The following is a 17472-nucleotide window of genomic DNA, read 5'->3' as shown; positions in this document are numbered from 1 at the left end:
GGGGCTCAGCGATTTCTTTCTACGCGTACCGGTAGATCTGGGACACGTCCTCCAGATCGTCCGGCGTCAGGTCCCACGGCGGCAGCCGCTCGTGCCGGGCGACGATCCGCCGGTACTGGTCGCTGCGCCGCCCGGGCGGCTTCGCCGGCAGGTAGCGGTGGTTGCGGTGGCGTCGCTGCCAGCGGGTCCACTGCATGTCGAGGAAGGCGTGGACCAGCCAGAAGGCGGGGTCGTTGGGGGACGCGCCGCCGAGCATGGTGCCGCCGACCCAGCGGTGCACCCGGTTGTGGTTGCGCCAGGAGTCCCGGCCGCCGCCCCACCCCTCCAGCTTGTTGCGGAAGCCTTTGGAGACCGTCGAGTTCCACGGGGCGACGTCGTAGACGGGGTCGTCCATCGCCTCCTTCAGATCGGCCTTGGTGGGCAGGTCGATCGGGTTCCGGGAGCGGCCCAGGTCCCGGGTGAGGAAGTCGCCCGCGGTGACGCCGACCCGAATGGTCCAGTTGCCGGTGGCGTGGGCGAACGGCCCGGTCATCACCCGCCGGTCGCCGGGCCGCCCGTTGCCGCCGAGCAGTTCGTCGGTCCAGGGCACCGAGGTGGTCCTGCGATCCCGGGTCCAGTCCCAGTACGGCACCGTCACCGAGTCGTCGACCCGGCGCAGGGCCTCCTCCAGGTCCAGCAGGAACATACGGTGCCAGGGCAGGAAGGAGGGCGTCATGTGCGCGGCGCGCAGGCCCCGGTCGCCGTCGCCGACGAAGTGCGCGATGTGCAGCCGTACGAACTCGTCGTACCGGCCGCTCCGCTTGATCTCCAGCAGCGCCTCGACGAACCGGCGCCGCTCGGTGCGCGTCAGCTTGCTCACGTTCTTACGCACGTACACCATGCTCTGTCTCCCTGTGCGAATGCCCGCCGCCGAACGGACCGGGGGCCAGGTCGCGCAGCCGCTCGCGGGGCCCGAGCTCGTCGACGGCCGCACGGGTCGCCTCCAGCGGGGTCCGGTGGCAGCCGTAGTGGTCGACCATGCTCAGCCAGGTGCCGTCGGCCCGGCGCATCAGGTGCAGCGGCCGGCCGTCCACGGTGACGTGCCAGGCGACGTCGAGGGCGCTGAGCCCGCCCTGGGAGACCGGAACGCCCTGGATGTGGCGGCCCCGATAGGTCTCGTCGAAGGGGCTGTCGGCGCCGGCGTCCTGCGGCCGGTCGGCGGATCGCGAGGGCCGGGAAGCGGTGATGACGGGGGCCAGCGCCACGGCGGCGGAGGCGAACAGCAGCCGCGCCGCCTCCCGTCGCGTCCGCCTCCCGGGCTCGCTGCCGACGGCAGTGTCCGGGCCCTGCGCCCCGCCCACCGAAACCCCACTCGCGCTGACGGCCATCGCTCACTCCTCGTACGGTTCGGTGTTCGTACGAGTAGCAGTTCAGAGGGTCGGGGGGTCACCACCGCAGCGCGGGGCCGGGCGTGTCGCCCCGGGTGCAGCAATGGTCAGCTTGTCCAGAAGTCCCACCAACGGGTCAGGATCAGCATGCCGACGACGCCGATGTGCAGCACCGGGAGCACCCAGGTGAACTCGTCGAGGAAGGCCCGCACCGGGGCCGGGGCGGGCAGGAAGCGGCGGCGTACCAGGAAGGACGTCACGTACCAGAACAGCGGGATCGTCGCGAGCCAGGCCAGAGCGCACCACAGGCACAGGGCGTTGATCCGGTACAGCGACTCGAACTGGAGCCAGGAGACGAACCCGATCCCGAAGACACAGCCGGCCTCGAAAATCAGCCAGTACCAGCGCGGGAAGACGGCCCCGGCCAGCAGGCTCATGCCGACGCAGACCACGATGCCGTAGGCCACAAGACCGAGCATCGGATTGGGGAAGCCGAAGGCCTCGGCCTGGTCGCTCTCCATCACGCTGCCGCAGGACACCACCGGGTTGAGACTGCAACCGGGCGTGAAGTCGGGGTCCTCCAGCAGCTTGAACTTGTCGAGGGTGATGACCCAGGACGCCACAAGACCGGCCGCCCCGCAGACCACCAGCAGCACGGCGAACGCCCGGCTGCCACCCGCGCGTGAGTCAGGAACCACCGCGCGACCCTATCGACGGTCCGAAGCACATCCGCCGCGCTCTCACCCGACCGGCCGACAGCATCCGGCCCCACCGCCCGAACGGCGGATCCGGGGCTGTGGTCAGCGATAGACGCGGAGATGGCCGACGTCGAAGGTGATCGGCTCCGGTCCGCGGGGAGCCGGGTGGTGCTCGCCGGCGCTCAGCGACAGGTTGAGGATCAGGTACGCCGACCAGTCGGGGCCGACGCCGGTGTCGTCGCAGAAGACGCACTCGCCGTTGACGTACCACTCGACGCGGCGCGCGCCGTAGCGGGTGCCGAGGGTCACCCACCGGCCCGGGGCGATCGCGCCCTCGTCGGTGAAGTACGTCGCGGCGGTGTTGACGTGGTTGGACAGCTCCAGCAGATGCGGGTTGTCCGGGTGGTACTCGAAGGTGTCGACCTCGTTCGCGCCGTCCTTCCAGGTCCACAGCGCGGGCCACGCCCCGGTCCCGGAGGGGAGCCTGACGCGGGTCTCGACGAAGTCCCCGGTCCGCACCCGGAATTCCTCGTCGGAGTACTCGGTGGTGAGCAGGCCGGTGCGCCAGGCCTGGCGGCCGTTCTCGAGGGTGCGGCCGGCCGGCGTGGCGGTGAAGGTGGCCATGCCGTCCGCGACGGTCACACAGCCGGGGTCGAGCCAGTCGAGCTTGTCGTCGTCCGGGTTGTGGTCGCAGTGGCGGAAGGCGCTGGTGCGGTCGCCGACCCATCTGGTGCCCCAGGCGATCGGGCCGTCGAACTCCTCCGCCCAGACCGGCGATCCGGCGGGGGCCGGGGCCGGGGTGAATTCATCACGGCCGGTGATCATGTCGATGAGGGCACTGAATTTCATATTTCCGATCATGCGCCGATCCCTCCGAATGCCCCCACGCATTGCATTCTTCACCCGCGCGACTTTCATGCGTATGGAGTAACACGTCGCTTTTGCAGTGCCGATGGACTGCTATGTTCTCCAACCGTTGGATCAGAGGTACTTTCAAGCGAGGTGAATCATGAAGAAGGCAGTTTTCACCACTGCGGCGTTGGCGATCGGTGCGGGTCTTGTGGGCGGATCCGCCGCCGCGGCGTCGGCCGCCACCGGCGGTTCGGGAATCAGCCCGCTCGGGCTCATGTCCCCGACGAAGGTGAGCCCGGCGGTCGTGCCGGCCGCGGATGTCGTGACGGGACTGGCCCGGGACGGTGGAATCACCAAGGGCAGCGCGTTCGACAAGAAGGGCCCGGGGCAGCCGATGTCCGGCATCTACCTGGACGGCATGGACCCGGACGCCGCCCAGAAGCCCACCATTCCGGTGAAGAACCCGGCCGGCAGCGGCTCCGTCCAGGTCCGCCCGCTGAAGGCGCCGACCGCCGCCGGACTCGGCACCCTGCTCCCCAACAAGTGACGACCCGGCACCTTTACGAGTCGGCCGTACCGGTGAAAACCGGACCCGGAATTTCGAGACTCTGATCCGGTTCTCGGCGGCCGGAGACCGCCGGCAGGCCCGGACGCTGGATCCGGACCCGCAGTTTCCAGCTCCGTACACGGCGGGCCCACGAGCCCACCGGCACCGTGAACCACCGTCCGGCCCACCGGCCCTCCCCTCGCCGGTGGGCCGGACGCATGTGGGCGGCCGCATGTGGGCGGCCGGGCGGCCGGATTCCATTCGGCCCCGCCGTCCATTTCCTCGCGTTGCGCCATCCGAAGGAATCTGCCCGCGTTTGAATGTTTCCGCCGTGACTTATGCGTGCATATACGGGTTTCCTTTTCGTAAGCGTGCGCAACCGTGAATTCAGGAAGGAACCAAGTTGCCCAAGAAGTTCGCGGTCATCACGGCCCTCGCCCTCAGCACCGTCGTCGCCGGCGCGGGCATGGCCTCCGCTGGTGAGTACGACGGCAACGGCAAGACCACCACTGTGAAGGGTGGCGACGGCTTCTCGGCGTCCCCGGTCGTCGTGAACGCCCCCCAGCAGGGCGTTCTCATCGTCAACGGCACCCTCGTCGACGGTCGCTGCCTCGCCCCGTGGTCCAACGGATCCGTCCTCGGCGGCGTCGCCGCGCCGAACTCGAAGTACGCCGCCTGCAACACGGCCCCGGTCGAGCAGGGGCGGAACTCCGTCCACAGGGGCGGGCTGTTCTTCTGACTCCTGCTTCGAGCAGTTCGCAGCAGGTGAACCACCCCAAACGCCACCCGGAAAGGCGCAACTCATGCGTAAGAAGGTTACGGCCATCTCCGCCCTCGCCGCCGGCATCGCCCTCGCGACCGGGGGCACCGCCGCGGCCGACAGCGACACCACCACCGTCAAGGGCGGCAGCGGCTTCTCGGCATCCCCGGTCGTCGTGAACGAACCGCAGCAGGGCGTTCTCATCGTCAACGGCACCGTCGCCGACCTCCGCTGTGCCGTGCCGTGGTCCAACGGCGCCGTCCTCGCCGGCACCGTGGCCCCGAACTCGCACTACGCCTCCTGCAACACCGCCAAGATCGAGCAGGGGCGGAACGCCATCCACAGGGGCGGCCTGTTCTTCTGACCCCTGCTTCGAGCAATTCGCAGCAGGTGAATCACCCAAACGCAGCCCGGAAAGGCTCAACTCATGCGTAACAAGGTTACGGCCATCTCCGCCCTCGCCGCGGGCATCGTCCTGGCGACCGGGGGCACCGCCGCGGCCGACAGCGACACCACCACCGTCAAGGGCGGCGGCGGCTTCTCGTCGGCGCCGGTCGTCGTGAACGAACCGCAGCAGGGCATCGCCGTCGTCAACGGCGCCGTCCTCGACGCCCGCTGCCTCGCCCCGTGGTCGAACGGCGCCGTCCTGGCCGGCACCGTGGCCCCGAACTCGAAGTACGCCTCCTGCAACACGGCCAAGATCGAGCAGGGGCGGGGCGCGCTGCACACCGGCGGCCTCTTCTTCTGAGCATTGCTTCACCCGATGGCGGGCCGCCGGAATTCCGGCGGCCCGCCATCGGCGTTCACAGCCGTCCAGGCAAGGCCGTGGGCCCTGTCCGCTGCGGAGAGCGGACAGGGCCCACGGTTTTTATGAAGCGCCGGCAAGGAGGAAAAAGCGCCCATTCATATGGACCAACGCCCTCACCGCCCCCGTGGTCACTCCGAATCGTCCGTTCGGCCCAACGGCACACGAAAATAACACTCCGTCATACATGGTCATACATACCGAAGGGCCGACTCCGAAATGCGGAGCCGGCCCCGGTCGTCGAGCCGATGGGCGACGAAGTCACCTGTTGAGCGGGAGGCCGCCGAGCAGCCGGCCGTCGACGGGGTTGGGCAGCGTGCCGCCGAAGACCGGGGTCTTCACCACGCCCTGCTCGTTGACGCCCTTCTTCACCTTGTCCGCCGTGCGCTTCACGCCGTTGCCCACGTAGCCGGTCGGCACCTTGGCGGCGGTGGGGAGGCTGCGGGCGACCGTCTTACCGTTCTCTACGAGGCCGTGCCCCGGCATGTCCACCGCCGAGGCGGGAACACCGGCGCCGGCAATGGCAAGGGAGCCGGCGACGACGGCAGCAGCCTTCAGGTTCTTCATCGTGTTCCTTTCCAGGTAACTCTGGTCTTGATTCTCCTGGGCTAACGAGAGGGGCGCCTCTCGGGAAACTCTGCGGGCGTCAAGTTCCAGGAACTCATACGAAAAGACCCGTTGTGCCGACCGCGGCCGGCACAACGGGTCAAGAGGATCGGCGGCTGCTTCGCCTCAGGCACCGGTCCCGGTATCAGCCACGGCCGGTCAGCGGCGACAGGAGGTTCAAGAGGGCCTGGAGCAGGCCGCCCGCCGAGGTCTCCACCTCCTTCTCGGTCGCGGCGTCGGCGTCATCGGTGCCGTCGGCCCCGAGCGCGCCCAGCAGGGCGTCGATCGCCTGGCCGAGTCCGTCGAGCGCGCCGCTCGTGAGGTTCGCCGGGAGGGTGGTCGGCGTGCTGGTCGCCCCGGCCTCGGCGAGCGCTTCCTTCCTGATCTCCTCGGCCTCCTTCCTGGCCGCCTCGATCTCCTCCTTGGCCTCCGCGATGGCGTCCTCACGGTCCTGTTCGGCGTCCTTACGGGCCTGTTCCGCTTCCTTCCTGGCCTGTGCGACGGCCTCCTTCGCCTCGTCGGCGAGTTCCTTCAGCTCCGCGTCGGTCAGCGGGTCGTCGTCCGCCCGGAGCGCGCGGTTCAGCAGGTCGGTCACCGGGGTCACGGTACCGAGGCCGGCCAGTGCCTGGGCCTGTGTGTCGGTGGGTGCGGAGCCGGGCGAGGCCGCGAGCGCCGGCGCCGCGGTCCCCAGGAAGAGCGCCGCGCACAGGGCCGATGTCGCGAGGTGCCGGAATTTCGGTGCAGGCATGAAGTTCCCCTCGGGCGAGTAGAGCGAATGTCGGATCGTGCGATCACCGTTAAACCGACTCGGCTCGTCCGCAACCGATCGCCTGCATCTGGACGCGCGGAACCACACCCCACGCCGACTCCGAACGGGTGGTCCCCTGCGGGAAACAAGCAGGAGGACGCCGCCGTTCCCACACTGTTGACCGGATTGAAGATAAATATGGATAAGTGGCTGATGCCGGTTGAACCGAAGACCCTCTCGAACAGGTGCGGGATCTTATCCCGGGAACGCGAGCCACACATCCTGTAACTGGTTCGGACTCATTCCTCTCGGACTCATTTCTTCGGAAGGGCAGCCTCGGTCATGCGCATCGCGCCGCACATCCTGCATGTCGCCCAGCCGGTCGAGGGCGGTGTCGCGCGGGTCGTGACGGACCTGGTCGCGGCACAACTCGCCACGGGACTACGGGTGACCGTGGCCTGTCCGCGGGGCGGCACGCTCGCGTACGACCTGCGCGAGCTGGGCTGCCGGGTGCTGCGCTGGGACGCGACCCGCTCCCCCGGGCACCAGCTGTGGGGCGAGGTACGGCGGTTGGCGTGGCTGGTGCGGGAGGTGCGGCCGGACCTGGTGCACGCGCACAGCGCCAAGGCGGGGCTCGCGGCCCGGCTCGCGGTGCGCGGGGGCCTGCCGACCGTCTATCAGCCGCACGCCTGGTCGTTCGAGGCCGCGCACGGAGGCGTCGCGCGGCTGGCGCTGGGCTGGGAGCGGTACGGGGCGCGCTGGGCGACGCGGGTGCTGTGCGTGAGCCAGGCCGAGCGGCGTACCGGGCACCGGTCCGGCATCTCCGCCCGATGGCATGTGGTCCCCAACGGGGTGGACACCGCCCGGTTCCGGCCGGAGGGCGACACGGCGCCGTCCGGGACGGGACCGCTCGTGGTGTGCGTGGGCCGGCTGTGCCGCCAGAAGGGGCAGGACGTGCTGCTGCGGGCCTGGCCCGAGGTGGAGCGGCAGGTGGCCGGGGCGCGGCTGGTGCTGGTCGGCGACGGTCCGGACGCGCGACGGCTGCGGGCGAGCGCGCCCGCGTCGGTGAAGTTCGCCGGCGCGACGTCGGACGCCGCCCCCTGGTACCGGGCCGCCGACCTCGTGGTCCTGCCGTCCCGCTGGGAGGGCATGGCGCTGGCCCCGCTGGAGGCCATGGCGTGCGCCCGGCCGGTCGTCGTCACCGACGTGAACGGGGCGCGCGAGAGCCTTCCGGCCGACCATCCGCCGTCCTGCCTGGTGCCGCCGGAGGACCCCGGCGCGCTGGCGCGGGCGCTCACGGAACTGCTGCGGGACGAGCCGCTGCGCACGGCGCTCGGCGCACAGGGCCGTACGCATGTGGTCCGGGCCCACGATCTGCAGCAGACCACGGACGCGGTGACCGATGTGTACCGCGAGTTGCTCGGCCTCGGCACGGCGCAGGCCGGCGGACCCGACGAGGGCAGGAAGTGCATCACCACATGACCGCGGAAAGCACCGTTGCCTCACCGACGGGGCCGCAGCGGACGCCCAGGGGCGCCGCCTTCGTCCTCGCCCCGCACGGCCGGGCCGCCGTCGGACACCGCCACCCCGGGCGCGGCACCCGCCGTCCGCGCCGCACCGCCCGGCCGGCGCTGTGGCTCGCCGACGGCGGCGCCGCCCTGCTGGGCGCCCTGCTGCTGCCCCCGCCGCACCGGTACCCGCTGGTCGTCGTCCTGCTGGTGCTCGGCGTGCTGGGACTGAACCGGCGGGCGTGGCTGTACGACACCTCCGCCGTGCCCGGCGCGCTCGACGAACTGCCCGCCGTCTGCGGCCGGATCGTCGTCGTCTGGGCCGCCGTGGCCGCGTTCTCCCCGCTGCGCTCGCTCCCGCCGACCGCGCTGGTCACCGCCGTCGCCGTGCACTGCGCGGCGGCCTGCGCGGGCCGTGCGGCGGTGCACGCGCTGCGGCGCCGGGCGCTGCGGCGCCGGCCCTGTCCCGCCCTGGTGGTGGGCCCCCTCGCGGTGGCCCGGCGGGTGGCGGCCGCGCTGTTGCGCCAACCGGACTGCGGGGTGCGGCCGGTGGGCCTGGTCGGCGACGACCTCGAGGTGCTCGGCGAGGCCGACGGTGAGCCGGGGCTGCCGGTGCTCGCCTCCGTGCAGGAGGCGCGGCGGGCGCTGATCCAGAACGGTGTGGGGACCGTGCTCGTGGTGGGGGCCGCCACCCGGGTGGAGCAGGCCGCCATGCTGAGCGGGCTGGCCGCGTACGGCTGTGTGCTGTGGGAGCTGGACGCGGACCCGCCGTCGTACGGCATGGACGGGTGCCGTCGGGGGGCGGGGCATCTGGCCGGCTTCTCGCGCCGGCTGCTGCGGCCGCGGGGCCGGCGGCTCGGTGGCGTGGGCAAGCGGGTGCTCGACGTGGTGCTCTCCGGCTCGCTGCTGGTGCTGGCCGGGCCGGTGCTGCTGGTGTGCGCGCTCGTGCTGCGGGTGATGGACGGGCCGGGCGTGGTGTTCCGGCAGGAGCGGATCGGCCGGGACGGGCGGCCGTTCACGATGCTGAAGCTGCGCACCCACCGGCCCGCCAGCGCACACGAGGCGGCGACCCGCTGGAGCGTGGCCGACGACCAGGACATGAGCCGCTTCTGCCACTTCCTGCGCCGCACCTCGCTGGACGAGCTGCTGCAGCTGTGGAACGTCTTCCGCGGCGACATGAGCCTGGTCGGGCCCCGGCCCGAGCGGCCCTATTTCGTCGCCCAGTTCAGCCAGGCCCATCCGGGCTATCCGGCCCGGCACCGGATGCGGACCGGGATCACCGGGCTCGCTCAGATCCACGGGCTGCGCGGCGACACCTCGATCGAGGACCGGTGCCGCTACGACAACGCCTACATCGACAACTGGTCGCTGTGGCAGGACGTCTGCATCCTGCTGCGCACGGCGGCCCAGTTCGTACGGCCGAAGGGGAGCTGAGCACCGGTGAGCACTCCTACGGCCGCGCCGCCCCGGCTCGCACCGCCGCTGCCCGCGCCGCGCCGGGCCCGCTCCGTCCTGCCCGTGCTGTCGGTCCTGCCGGTCGTGGCGGTGGTCGTCCTGCTGGGGCTGCCGGTCGCGCCGGGCAGTTCCGCGACCCTGGCCGACGCCGGCTCGGGGCTGCTCGTGCTGTGGGCCGTCGTCGACACCGCGCTGCGGGCGCGGCGACCGCTGACGCGGACCGCGGCGTTCGTGCTCGGGCTGCCCGTGGTGGGCATCGCGGTCGCCGCGGTGGGGGCGGTGACCTCCGGGGACACCCTCACCGGGCTGGCCCGCTATCTGCAGGTGTTCGTGCTCGTGCCGCTCTCGGTGCTGCTGCTGGTGCGTGACCGGCGCGGCGCCCGGCTGGTGCTGTGGTCGGTGGTCGGCCTCGGGCTGTGGCAGGGCGCGATCGGGGTGAAGCAGTACCTCACCGCGACGGGGGCGTCGTATCAGGGGGCGAACATCCGGGCGGTGGGCACGTTCGGGCCGTCCGACGTGATGGGGATGGCGAGCGTCGTGGCGCTCGGGGTGGTGGCCGCCGTGGGGCTCGCGCTCGGCGCGCGGGAACGGCGGCAGCGGTTCGCGGCGGCCGGGTGTGCGCTGGTGATGCTGGTGCCGATCGCGCTGTCCTTCAGCCGGGGTGCCTGGATCTCCACGGTGCTGACCTGCGGGGCGCTGTCGCTGCTGGTCGGGGTGCGGTGGGCGGCGAAGGCGGGCGCCGTGGCGGTCGCGGCGGCGGTGGTGCTGGTGGGCGGGTTCGGGGTGGGCGCGACGGCGCTGCAGGAGCGGCTGACCAGCATCACCCAGGTCACCGACGCGCCGGACCAGTCGGTCGTCGACCGGTACACCCTGTGGGCGGCGGCGGTCGACATGTGGCGTGAGCACCCGGTGACCGGGGTGGGCCTGAAGGGCTTCCCGGCGTACCGGGACGGCCATGCCTCGTTCGCGCTGTCGTCGGGCAGCGACACGGAGGGGGCGGGCCAGGCCTACCGGCGCCAGCCGCTGCTCTCCCCGCACAACATGTATCTGCTGCTGCTGAGCGAGCAGGGCCTGCTGGGCGCGGTCACGGTCGCGGGGAGCTGGCTCGCCCTGCTGGTGTGCGCGCTGCGCCGGCTGCGACGCGGCGCCGGGCGCGCCCGGGACTGTGCGCTCGGCGCCTGCGGCCTGCTGATCTGGCAGCTCGTCAACTTCCTGTACGGCGACATCGGCGGCCCCTCCACGACCCTGACGGCCGTCTGCTTCGGCCTCGCGGCCTGGTGGGCCCTGGCGGACGACGCGACGGCCGCCCCCAACACGGAACCGGCCCCACGATGAGCCGCGGCCCGACGCCGACCGGGGACGCCCCGGACCCGACCGCCGACAGGCCCGCCGCGCTCGCGGGCGCCGACGGCACCCTGGCCCGCGCGACCGGCACGATCGCCCCCCTGCCGCCCACCCCGAGCATCCCCCGGCCGACCGGCACCCCCTCCAGCGGCTTCCTCGCCCGCGCGACCCTGCTCTCCGCCGCGCTGTCGATGGCCGGGGCGTTGCTCGGGCTCGGGCGGGATCAGGCGTTGGCCCAGCTGTTCGGCGCGGGGGCCGAGACCGACGCGTTCCTGGTGGCCTGGACGGTGCCCGAGATGGCGTCGACGCTGCTGATCGAGGACGGCATGGCGTTCGTGCTGGTGCCCGCGTTCAGCCTGGCGCTGGCCCGGCGGGCGCACGGCACCGGATCCCCCGACCCGGTGCGGGCGCTGGTCGCCGCCTCGCTGCCGCGGCTGTTCCTGGCCCTCGCCGGTGCGGCCGCCGTGCTCGCGGCCGGGGCGCCGCTGCTGGTCTCCGTGCTCGCGCCCGGACTGACCGACCCGTCGCTCGCCGTGTCCTGCACCCGGCTGACCGCGACCTGTGTGCTGAGCTTCGGGCTGGCCGGGTACTGCAGTGCGGCGCTTCGGGCCCACCGCAGCTATCTCGCCCCGGGCGCCATCTACATCGCGTACAACGCCGCGATCATCGCCGCGATGTTCGCCCTCGGCGCGCACTGGGGCGTACGGTCCGCCGCCCTCGGTGTCGCGGTCGGCGGGTGCCTCATGGCCGCCGTACAGGCGCCGTCGCTGTGGCGGCGCGTCGCCGGACGGCCGAGGCGGCCGGCGGTCACGCACGGGTACGCGGAGGACGGTGGCCGGGCCTTCGCGGTCGGGCTCGTCGTCGCGGTGCTGCTGTTCGCCCTGTGCCGGCAGTCGCAGGTCCTCATCGAGCGGTACTTCGCCTCCGGGCTGCCCGCCGGGGCCATCTCGCACCTCAACTACGCCCAGAAGATCGCCCAGTTGCCGATGTCGCTGTCGATGATGGTGTGCGTCGTCACCTTCCCGGTGGTGGCACGGGCCATCGCCGAGGGCGACACCCGGCGGGCCGGGGAGCGGGTCGAGCGGGATCTGCTGCTGATGGCCTGTCTGGTCCTGCTCGGCGCCGCCGTGGTCGTGGCCTGCGCGCCGCAACTCGTCCAACTGCTGTTCCAGCGCGGTGCGTTCACCGCCGAGGACACCGCCGCCACGGCCGCCGTGATGCGGGTGTACGCGCTCGGGCTGCTCGGGCACACGCTGGTGGGGGCGCTCGTGCGGTCGTACTTCTCGGCGGGCCGCACCACCTGGTTCCCGCTCGGCGCGATGGGCGCGGGCGCCCTCGCCACCGTCGTCGCCGGCGCCTGGGCCGTGGACCCGTGGGGCGCGCGCGGCATCGCCGCGGCCAACGCGGCCGGGATCACCCTCACCGCGCTGCTCCTGCTGCTCGGGCTGGGGGGTCTTCGGGAGAAGCCACTCGGGCCTTCGGACGGTGCGGCGAGGGTGCGTGCCGACCGCGGCACAAGCCGCTGCCGCGGCGGGCGCGGGTGCTGTGCCGGACATCCCGACCACCCCCTGGGCCCGCGCACCGTGCCCGTACGCGTCGGCCGGGTCGCCGCCGCACTGCTTCGGCCGGTGCTCGCGGCCGTCTGCGCGGCCGGCGCCGGGCTGTTCTGCGCGGGGCCGCCCGACTCGCCCGCGGCGTCCCTCGCCGCCCGCTGTACGTGCGTGACCGCCGTCTTCCTGCTGCTGGCCTGGCTCCTGGACGCGGCAGGCGCCCGGTCCCTCCTGCTGTCCGTCACGCACTCCGTCCGTAGCTCCGTCACACGAAAGCTTCGCCATGGTCGCTGACATCTCCGCCGCGCCGCGCGCGGCCGAACCCGATCCCCGATCCCTCACCGGCGGACGCCCGAGGCGGCGGCCCGCCGCCTGGGTGGCCATGTACCACTCCGTCTCCAACTGCCTCGACGACCCGCACGACATCACCGTCACCCCCGGCCGACTGGAGCGGCAGCTCGCCTGGCTGGCCCACCGCGGGCTGCGCGGCGTCAGCGTCCGGGAGCTGCTCGCGGCGCGCGCCCGCGGCCAGGAGGCCGGCCTGGTGGGGCTGACCTTCGACGACGGGTACACCGACTTCGTCACCACCGCCCTGCCCGTGCTGCACCGCTGGCGCTGCACGGCGACCGTGTTCGTGCTGCCGGGCCGGCTCGGCGGCGAGAACGCCTGGGAGTCGTCGGGCCCACGCAAACCGCTGCTCGACGCGGACGGCATCCGCGGTGCCGAGGCCGCCGGCATGGAGATCGCCTCGCACGGCCTGACCCACGTCGACCTGACCGAGGCCGACGACCGGGTCCTGCACAGCGAGGTCACCGAGAGCCGGCGCCTGCTGGCCGGCGTCACCGGCGGCGCCGTCGAGGGCTTCTGCTACCCGTACGGCCTCCTCGACGAGCGCGCCGTGGACGCCGTACGCCACGCCGGTTACCGCTACGCCTGCGCGATCACCCCCGGCCCGGCCGGCTCCGGCGACTTCGCGCTGCCCCGTATCCACCTCGGGCAGGCGGACCACGCGCTGCGGCTCGAGCTGAAGCGACGCCTGGCCCGGGTCCGCGGCCGCGCCCTGGAGGCCGTGTGAAAGCCCTGCACGTCATCACCGGACTCGGCGTGGGCGGCGCCGAACAGCAGCTGCGCCTGTTGCTGCGTCACCTGCCCGCGCAGTGCGACGTGGTGACGCTGACCAATCCCGGCCCGGTCGCCGAGGGACTGACCGCCGACGGTGTCGAGGTCACCCACCTCGGGATGACCGGCAACCGCGACGTCGGCGTACTCCCCCGCCTCACCCGGCTGATCCGCGCCGGCGGCTACGACCTGGTGCACACCCATCTGTACCGGGCCTGCCTCTACGGCCGGATCGCCGCGCGGATCGCGGGAGTCGAGGCCGTCGTGGCCACCGAGCACTCGATCGGCGCCACCCGGCTGGAGGGCCGGCCGCACAGCGCCGGGGTGCGCGGGCTGTACCTGGCCGGCGAGCGCCTCGGCCGCACCACGGTGGCCGTCTCACCGACGGTCGCCGAACGGCTGCGGCACTGGGGTGTGCCCGGGCAGCGCATCCGCGTCATCCCGAACGGCATCGAGGCGCCCCGGTTCCGCTACGACGCGGCGCGCCGCAAGGAGGCCCGGGCGTTCCACGGGCTGCCCGAGGAGGCGTACATCGTCGGCGGCGTCGGGCGCCTCGCGCCGGGCAAGCGCTTCGACCTGCTGGTGCAGGCACTGGCCCTGCTGCCCCTGGACGTGTGGCTGCTGCTGGTCGGCGGCGGGCCCGAGGCGGAGGTGCTGCGGCGCACCGCCCGGGATCTCGGGGTCGCGGACCGGGTGGTGCTGACCGGCGAGCGGCCGTATCTGCCCGACTCCCGCGACGACGCGCCCGACCTGGTCGCCCTGCTGTCCGCGATGGACGTGCTCGCCTCGCCGTCGCCGGAGGAGTCCTTCGGGCTGGCCGTGGTGGAGGCGCTCGCGGCCGGGCTGCCGGTGCTGTACGCGAGCTGCCCCGCCGTGGAGGACCTGGCGGCGGACGCCGCGCCCGGTGCCCGGCGCGTCACGGGCGGCGCCGGGGCGTACGCGCGGGAAGTGCTGCGGCTGCGGGCGGCGGGACCGGGCGAGCGCACCGTCCCGGACGTCGTGCACCGCTACGACATCGCGCACACCGCCCGGCAGCTGATGGATCTGTACACGGCCACGCTGGCCGGCTCGAACCCGGAAGTGAGTTCCCCATGACAGACAACCCCGTTGAGCAGGACCGGCCGTCCGACCGGGGGCGCACCTCGTCGAGGTGGCTGCCCTCGTGGTGGTGGCTGCCGGCCGGCGCGCTGATCGGTGCCGTGGCCGGCGGCGCCTACGGCCAGTTGCGGCCGCCGGAGTACACGGCGACGAGTTCCGTCGTCGCCGTGCCCAACGGCCAGACCGGCGCCGGCGGCACCGACGCGCTCGGCTTCGCGCAGGCGTACGGCCGGATGGCCACGCAGCTCGCGGTGCTCGGGGACGCGCAGATGTCGGCGGGGGTGCCGGTGTCGACGCTGCGCGACAGCGTGACGGTCGCCACCTCGCCGGACGCGCCGATGGTCGCGGTCTCGGCGACCTCGACGAGCCCGGCCGAGGCCGTCGACATCGCCAACGCCGTGTCCCGCGCGCTGCTCACGCACGCGGACGAGACCAAGGAGGACACCGGCATCAAGCTGGAGCGCCTGTCCCGGGCCCTGAAGCCCACCGAGCCGTCGTCGGCGTCCCCGGCGCTGACCTCGCTGGTGGGTCTGAGCGCCGGCGGTCTGCTGGGCGGTCTCACCCTGCTGGCCCGGCCGCGGCGGACCGGGCGGGACGACGACACGAGCCGTGCGTCGGTGCCCGGTCCGGCGGGCGCCGCCGACGCCCACGGGACGCTTGGATGACCGCCCCGGGGGGCGCGCTGTCGGTGGAGGTGTGCACCGACGGGCGCGCCTTCGCCGCGCTGGCCGGGGACTGGGAACGCCTGTACCGGGCGTGTCCCTCCGCCACTCCCTTCCAGAGCCATGCCTGGCTGCACTCGTGGTGGCTGTCGTACGGCAGTCCCGGCGCGCTGCGGCTCGTCCTGGTGCGCCGGGGCGGTGAACTGGTGGCGGCGGCACCGCTGATGCGGGTGCGCCGTCCGCTGCCGGCGCTGGTGCCGATCGGCGGCGAGATCACCGACTTCTGCGATGTGCTGGTCGACGAGGCGGTGGGCGTGGCGGGCGCCGCGGCGCTGGCGGACGCCATGGGCGACCTGGCCCGCACCGCCCTGGTCGACTTCGGTGAGGTGCGGCCGGGCGGGGCGATGGAGCGGGTCTATCTCTGCTGGCGCGGACCGCGGCGGCGGATGCGGGACTCGGTGTGCCTGAACCTGCCCGCCGTGCCGATGAAGGAGCTGGTCGGGCGGCTGCCGGTGACGCGGGCCGGGCGGATCCGCCGCAAGGTGAACCAGCTCGGCCGGCTCGGCCTTCAGTGGCGCGTCGTGCGTCACGACGAGACCGAGGCGGCGCTGCGCCGGCTCCTGGAACTGCACCGGCTGCAGTGGGAGGGCAGACGGGTCTCGCAGGAGCATCTGCGGCCGCGGTTCCTGGAGCACCTGGTCCGGGCGGTGGTGCCGCTGGCCCGCACCGGTCGGGCCGTGACGACGGAGTTCGTGTGCGAGGGCAGGGTGGTGGCGGTCAACATCATGCTGCTGTCCGGGGCCATGGCGGGCATGTACATGTACGGCTTCCATCCGGAGCTGCGGGACCGCAAGGTGGACATCGCGGCGATGCTGCTGCACGCGGCCACCGGGCACCTGGAGGCCGACGACTCCCTCGCGTCCGGCGGGGTGCGGACGTTGAGCATGCTGCGCGGCGCCGAGCCGTACAAGTACCGCTGGTGCCCCGACACGGCCGTCAACCAGCGCTTCCTGCTGGCCCGGCGCCGCACCCGCCCGCTGCTGGCGGCGGCCGCCGCCCAGGACGCCGCCCGGCGCCGGGCCAAGAAACTCCTGCGCGGGGAGGCCGGCCCCGCGCTCACCGATGGCGCTCCGCCCACTTCGGACAAGGGCTGAGCTTGCCGCCGATCCGTTGCTCCCGCCACTTCTGGAGGTCGGTCGGGGTGCAGTCGGGCGGCTTGGAGAGAAGGGGCGTGGACAGCAGCACGCGGTACAGGGCGGAGGCGCGGGGGTTGTCGGAGCACAGCCACACGCCGTGCGGGCAGTAGTCGGTGATGGTGTTGTACAGCGGCTTGTGCTCGTCCATCCAGGCGAGCATGCGCAGCATGTACGTGATGTTGTCGCCGTTGCGGAACAGGCCCCACTCGGGGTACGAGATCGGCTTGCCGTGCATACGGGCGAAGTCCACGTGGTGCCTCAGGCCGTAGGGCTCGGAGACCTGCTGGTCGAAGCTGAGGCCGCGCGGCTGGTCGTAGGCGTCCATGCCGATGATGTCGACGACGTCGTCGCCGGGGTAGCACTCCGGCCAGGGAATCGCGTCCATGCCCCGGCTGGGCGCGAAGTCGAAGCGGAACCGCTGCCCGTCGACCGAGCGCATCACTTTCACGATGCGCCGCCAGTAGCGCTTCCAGGCGTCCGGGTCGGGCCCGCAGCGGTGGGTGTAGGTGATGCCGTTCATCTCCCACCCGAGCACGATGACCGTGTCCGGCACGCCCAGGTCCACCAGCCGCTCGGCGAGCACCTCGAAGTGCTCGTCGAACTCGCCGTCGGCGGCGCGCCGCAGCAGGGTGCGGACGGTGGCGTCGGGGACGTTCGCCTCGTTGTGCTCCATCATCGGCACGTTCAGCACGAGCATCCGGTCGTCCTTGGCGCGCCGCCAGGTGGCCCAGCTGTCGAGGAAGCCGTGCCCGCCCTCGATGTTGTGCCACCGGTCCCCCGGCAGATAGGTGTGCCCCACGCGCGGCTCCTGCCCGCCCAGCCAGCGGGTGAGTTCCTCCATGCGCCGTACTCCGGCGGGCCCGTAGTGCAGATAGGCGCCGAACGCGGGCCGGTGGGCGGCCACGCCCTGCGGGGAGTGCGCGCCGCCGGGAGGTGACGGGGACGTCGTGGGCGCGGCGTGCCCGGGGTCGGTCCGGGATGCGGAGCCGGCCCCGAAGGCCGTGCCGGGGACGAGGGCCGCCAAGACGACGACCGCGGCGACCACCACGGAGGCGATGAGGAACGCCGGCCCCGCGGGGGCGGGCCGGCGACGGTCCGGGGCGGCCATACATCCTCCTTGGTGACGCTTGGTGGCGCTTGGTGGCGCTTGGTGGCGA

19 protein-coding genes are annotated in these 17472 nt (G+C 72.9%); 12 read left to right on the top strand and 7 right to left on the bottom strand.

What is annotated here, in order from left to right; translation table 11 throughout:
- Positions 1 to 19 precede the first annotated feature (19 nt).
- The 4 genes from IM697_RS07615 to IM697_RS07600 all read right to left on the bottom strand — a co-directional run bounded on the left by IM697_RS07615 (position 20) and on the right by IM697_RS07600 (position 2914).
- On the bottom strand, positions 20 to 880 hold the full coding sequence (locus IM697_RS07615; protein ID WP_194045906.1) for a tyrosinase family protein: 861 nt from the start codon (positions 878 to 880) through the stop codon (positions 20 to 22).
- Positions 864 to 1367, bottom strand: a complete 504-nt coding sequence (locus IM697_RS07610) for a tyrosinase family oxidase copper chaperone (protein ID WP_194045904.1) — start codon at positions 1365 to 1367, stop codon at positions 864 to 866. The genes IM697_RS07615 and IM697_RS07610 overlap by 17 nt, the downstream gene beginning before the upstream one ends.
- A 107-nt stretch (positions 1368 to 1474) precedes the next feature.
- A complete protein-coding gene (locus tag IM697_RS07605; RefSeq protein WP_194045902.1) occupies positions 1475 to 2065 on the bottom strand; it encodes a vitamin K epoxide reductase family protein in 591 nt (196 codons plus the stop codon).
- 102 nt (positions 2066 to 2167) lie between these two features.
- The gene (locus IM697_RS07600) at positions 2168 to 2914 is read right to left on the bottom strand and encodes a glycoside hydrolase family 16 protein (protein ID WP_228044552.1); all 747 of its coding nucleotides are present in this window, start codon (positions 2912 to 2914) and stop codon (positions 2168 to 2170) included.
- Positions 2915 to 3074: 160 nt separating this feature from the next.
- Here IM697_RS07600 and IM697_RS07595 point away from each other — a divergent pair, with 160 nt between their 5' ends.
- The 4 genes from IM697_RS07595 to IM697_RS07580 all read left to right on the top strand — a co-directional run bounded on the left by IM697_RS07595 (position 3075) and on the right by IM697_RS07580 (position 4972).
- Positions 3075 to 3464, top strand: coding sequence for a hypothetical protein (locus IM697_RS07595; protein ID WP_228044551.1), 390 nt, complete (start codon positions 3075 to 3077; stop codon positions 3462 to 3464).
- Positions 3465 to 3867: 403 nt separating this feature from the next.
- Positions 3868 to 4203, top strand: a complete 336-nt coding sequence (locus IM697_RS07590) for a hypothetical protein (RefSeq protein ID WP_194045900.1) — start codon at positions 3868 to 3870, stop codon at positions 4201 to 4203.
- A 64-nt stretch (positions 4204 to 4267) separates the two neighbouring features.
- A complete protein-coding gene (locus tag IM697_RS07585; protein WP_194045898.1) occupies positions 4268 to 4588 on the top strand; it encodes a hypothetical protein in 321 nt (106 codons plus the stop codon).
- A gap of 63 nt (positions 4589 to 4651) precedes the next feature.
- Positions 4652 to 4972: a hypothetical protein gene (locus IM697_RS07580; RefSeq protein WP_194045896.1), complete on the top strand. Its 321-nt coding sequence runs from the start codon at positions 4652 to 4654 to the stop codon at positions 4970 to 4972.
- A gap of 318 nt (positions 4973 to 5290) precedes the next feature.
- On the opposite strand, the gene IM697_RS07575 is transcribed toward IM697_RS07580, so the two are convergent.
- On the bottom strand, positions 5291 to 5596 hold the full coding sequence (locus IM697_RS07575; protein ID WP_194045894.1) for a hypothetical protein: 306 nt from the start codon (positions 5594 to 5596) through the stop codon (positions 5291 to 5293).
- Positions 5597 to 5780: 184 nt separating this feature from the next.
- Positions 5781 to 6383: a hypothetical protein gene (locus IM697_RS07570; RefSeq protein WP_194045892.1), complete on the bottom strand. Its 603-nt coding sequence runs from the start codon at positions 6381 to 6383 to the stop codon at positions 5781 to 5783.
- A gap of 342 nt (positions 6384 to 6725) precedes the next feature.
- Between IM697_RS07570 and IM697_RS07565 the strand changes: the two genes are divergently transcribed.
- The 8 genes from IM697_RS07565 to IM697_RS07530 are packed head-to-tail and all read left to right on the top strand — an operon-like array spanning position 6726 to position 16273.
- Positions 6726 to 7865, top strand: a complete 1140-nt coding sequence (locus IM697_RS07565; RefSeq protein ID WP_194045890.1) for a glycosyltransferase — start codon at positions 6726 to 6728, stop codon at positions 7863 to 7865.
- Positions 7862 to 9325, top strand: coding sequence for an exopolysaccharide biosynthesis polyprenyl glycosylphosphotransferase (locus IM697_RS07560; protein ID WP_194045888.1), 1464 nt, complete (start codon positions 7862 to 7864; stop codon positions 9323 to 9325). The genes IM697_RS07565 and IM697_RS07560 overlap by 4 nt, the downstream gene beginning before the upstream one ends.
- Before the next feature lie 6 nt (positions 9326 to 9331).
- Positions 9332 to 10681, top strand: a complete 1350-nt coding sequence (locus IM697_RS07555) for an O-antigen ligase family protein (protein WP_194045886.1) — start codon at positions 9332 to 9334, stop codon at positions 10679 to 10681.
- A complete protein-coding gene (gene murJ, locus IM697_RS07550; RefSeq protein ID WP_194045884.1) occupies positions 10678 to 12534 on the top strand; it encodes a murein biosynthesis integral membrane protein MurJ in 1857 nt (618 codons plus the stop codon). The genes IM697_RS07555 and murJ overlap by 4 nt, the downstream gene beginning before the upstream one ends.
- Positions 12524 to 13315: a polysaccharide deacetylase family protein gene (locus IM697_RS07545; RefSeq protein ID WP_194045882.1), complete on the top strand. Its 792-nt coding sequence runs from the start codon at positions 12524 to 12526 to the stop codon at positions 13313 to 13315. The genes murJ and IM697_RS07545 overlap by 11 nt, the downstream gene beginning before the upstream one ends.
- Positions 13312 to 14454 carry a glycosyltransferase gene (locus tag IM697_RS07540; protein WP_194045880.1) on the top strand — a complete coding sequence of 381 codons (1143 nt, stop codon included), beginning with the start codon at positions 13312 to 13314 and terminating at the stop codon, positions 14452 to 14454. Before IM697_RS07545 ends, IM697_RS07540 begins: the two co-directional genes overlap by 4 nt.
- Positions 14451 to 15122, top strand: a complete 672-nt coding sequence (locus IM697_RS07535; protein ID WP_194045878.1) for a YveK family protein — start codon at positions 14451 to 14453, stop codon at positions 15120 to 15122. The genes IM697_RS07540 and IM697_RS07535 overlap by 4 nt, the downstream gene beginning before the upstream one ends.
- Positions 15119 to 16273 (top strand): GNAT family N-acetyltransferase, encoded by a 1155-nt coding sequence (locus IM697_RS07530; protein WP_194045876.1) that lies wholly within the window; start codon positions 15119 to 15121, stop codon positions 16271 to 16273. The genes IM697_RS07535 and IM697_RS07530 overlap by 4 nt, the downstream gene beginning before the upstream one ends.
- Here the strand turns inward: IM697_RS07530 and IM697_RS07525 are convergent.
- Entirely contained in the window at positions 16236 to 17423 is a 1188-nt protein-coding gene (locus IM697_RS07525; RefSeq protein WP_194045874.1) for a glycoside hydrolase family 26 protein, read from the bottom strand. The genes IM697_RS07530 and IM697_RS07525 overlap by 38 nt on opposite strands.
- Between the last annotated feature and the right edge of the window lie 49 nt (positions 17424 to 17472).

The organism is Streptomyces ferrugineus (assembly GCF_015160855.1).
GTDB lineage: Bacteria > Actinomycetota > Actinomycetes > Streptomycetales > Streptomycetaceae > Streptomyces > Streptomyces ferrugineus.
The sequence above is the reverse complement of the archived record's forward strand: the minus strand, read 5'-3'. Positions and strand labels throughout refer to the sequence as shown.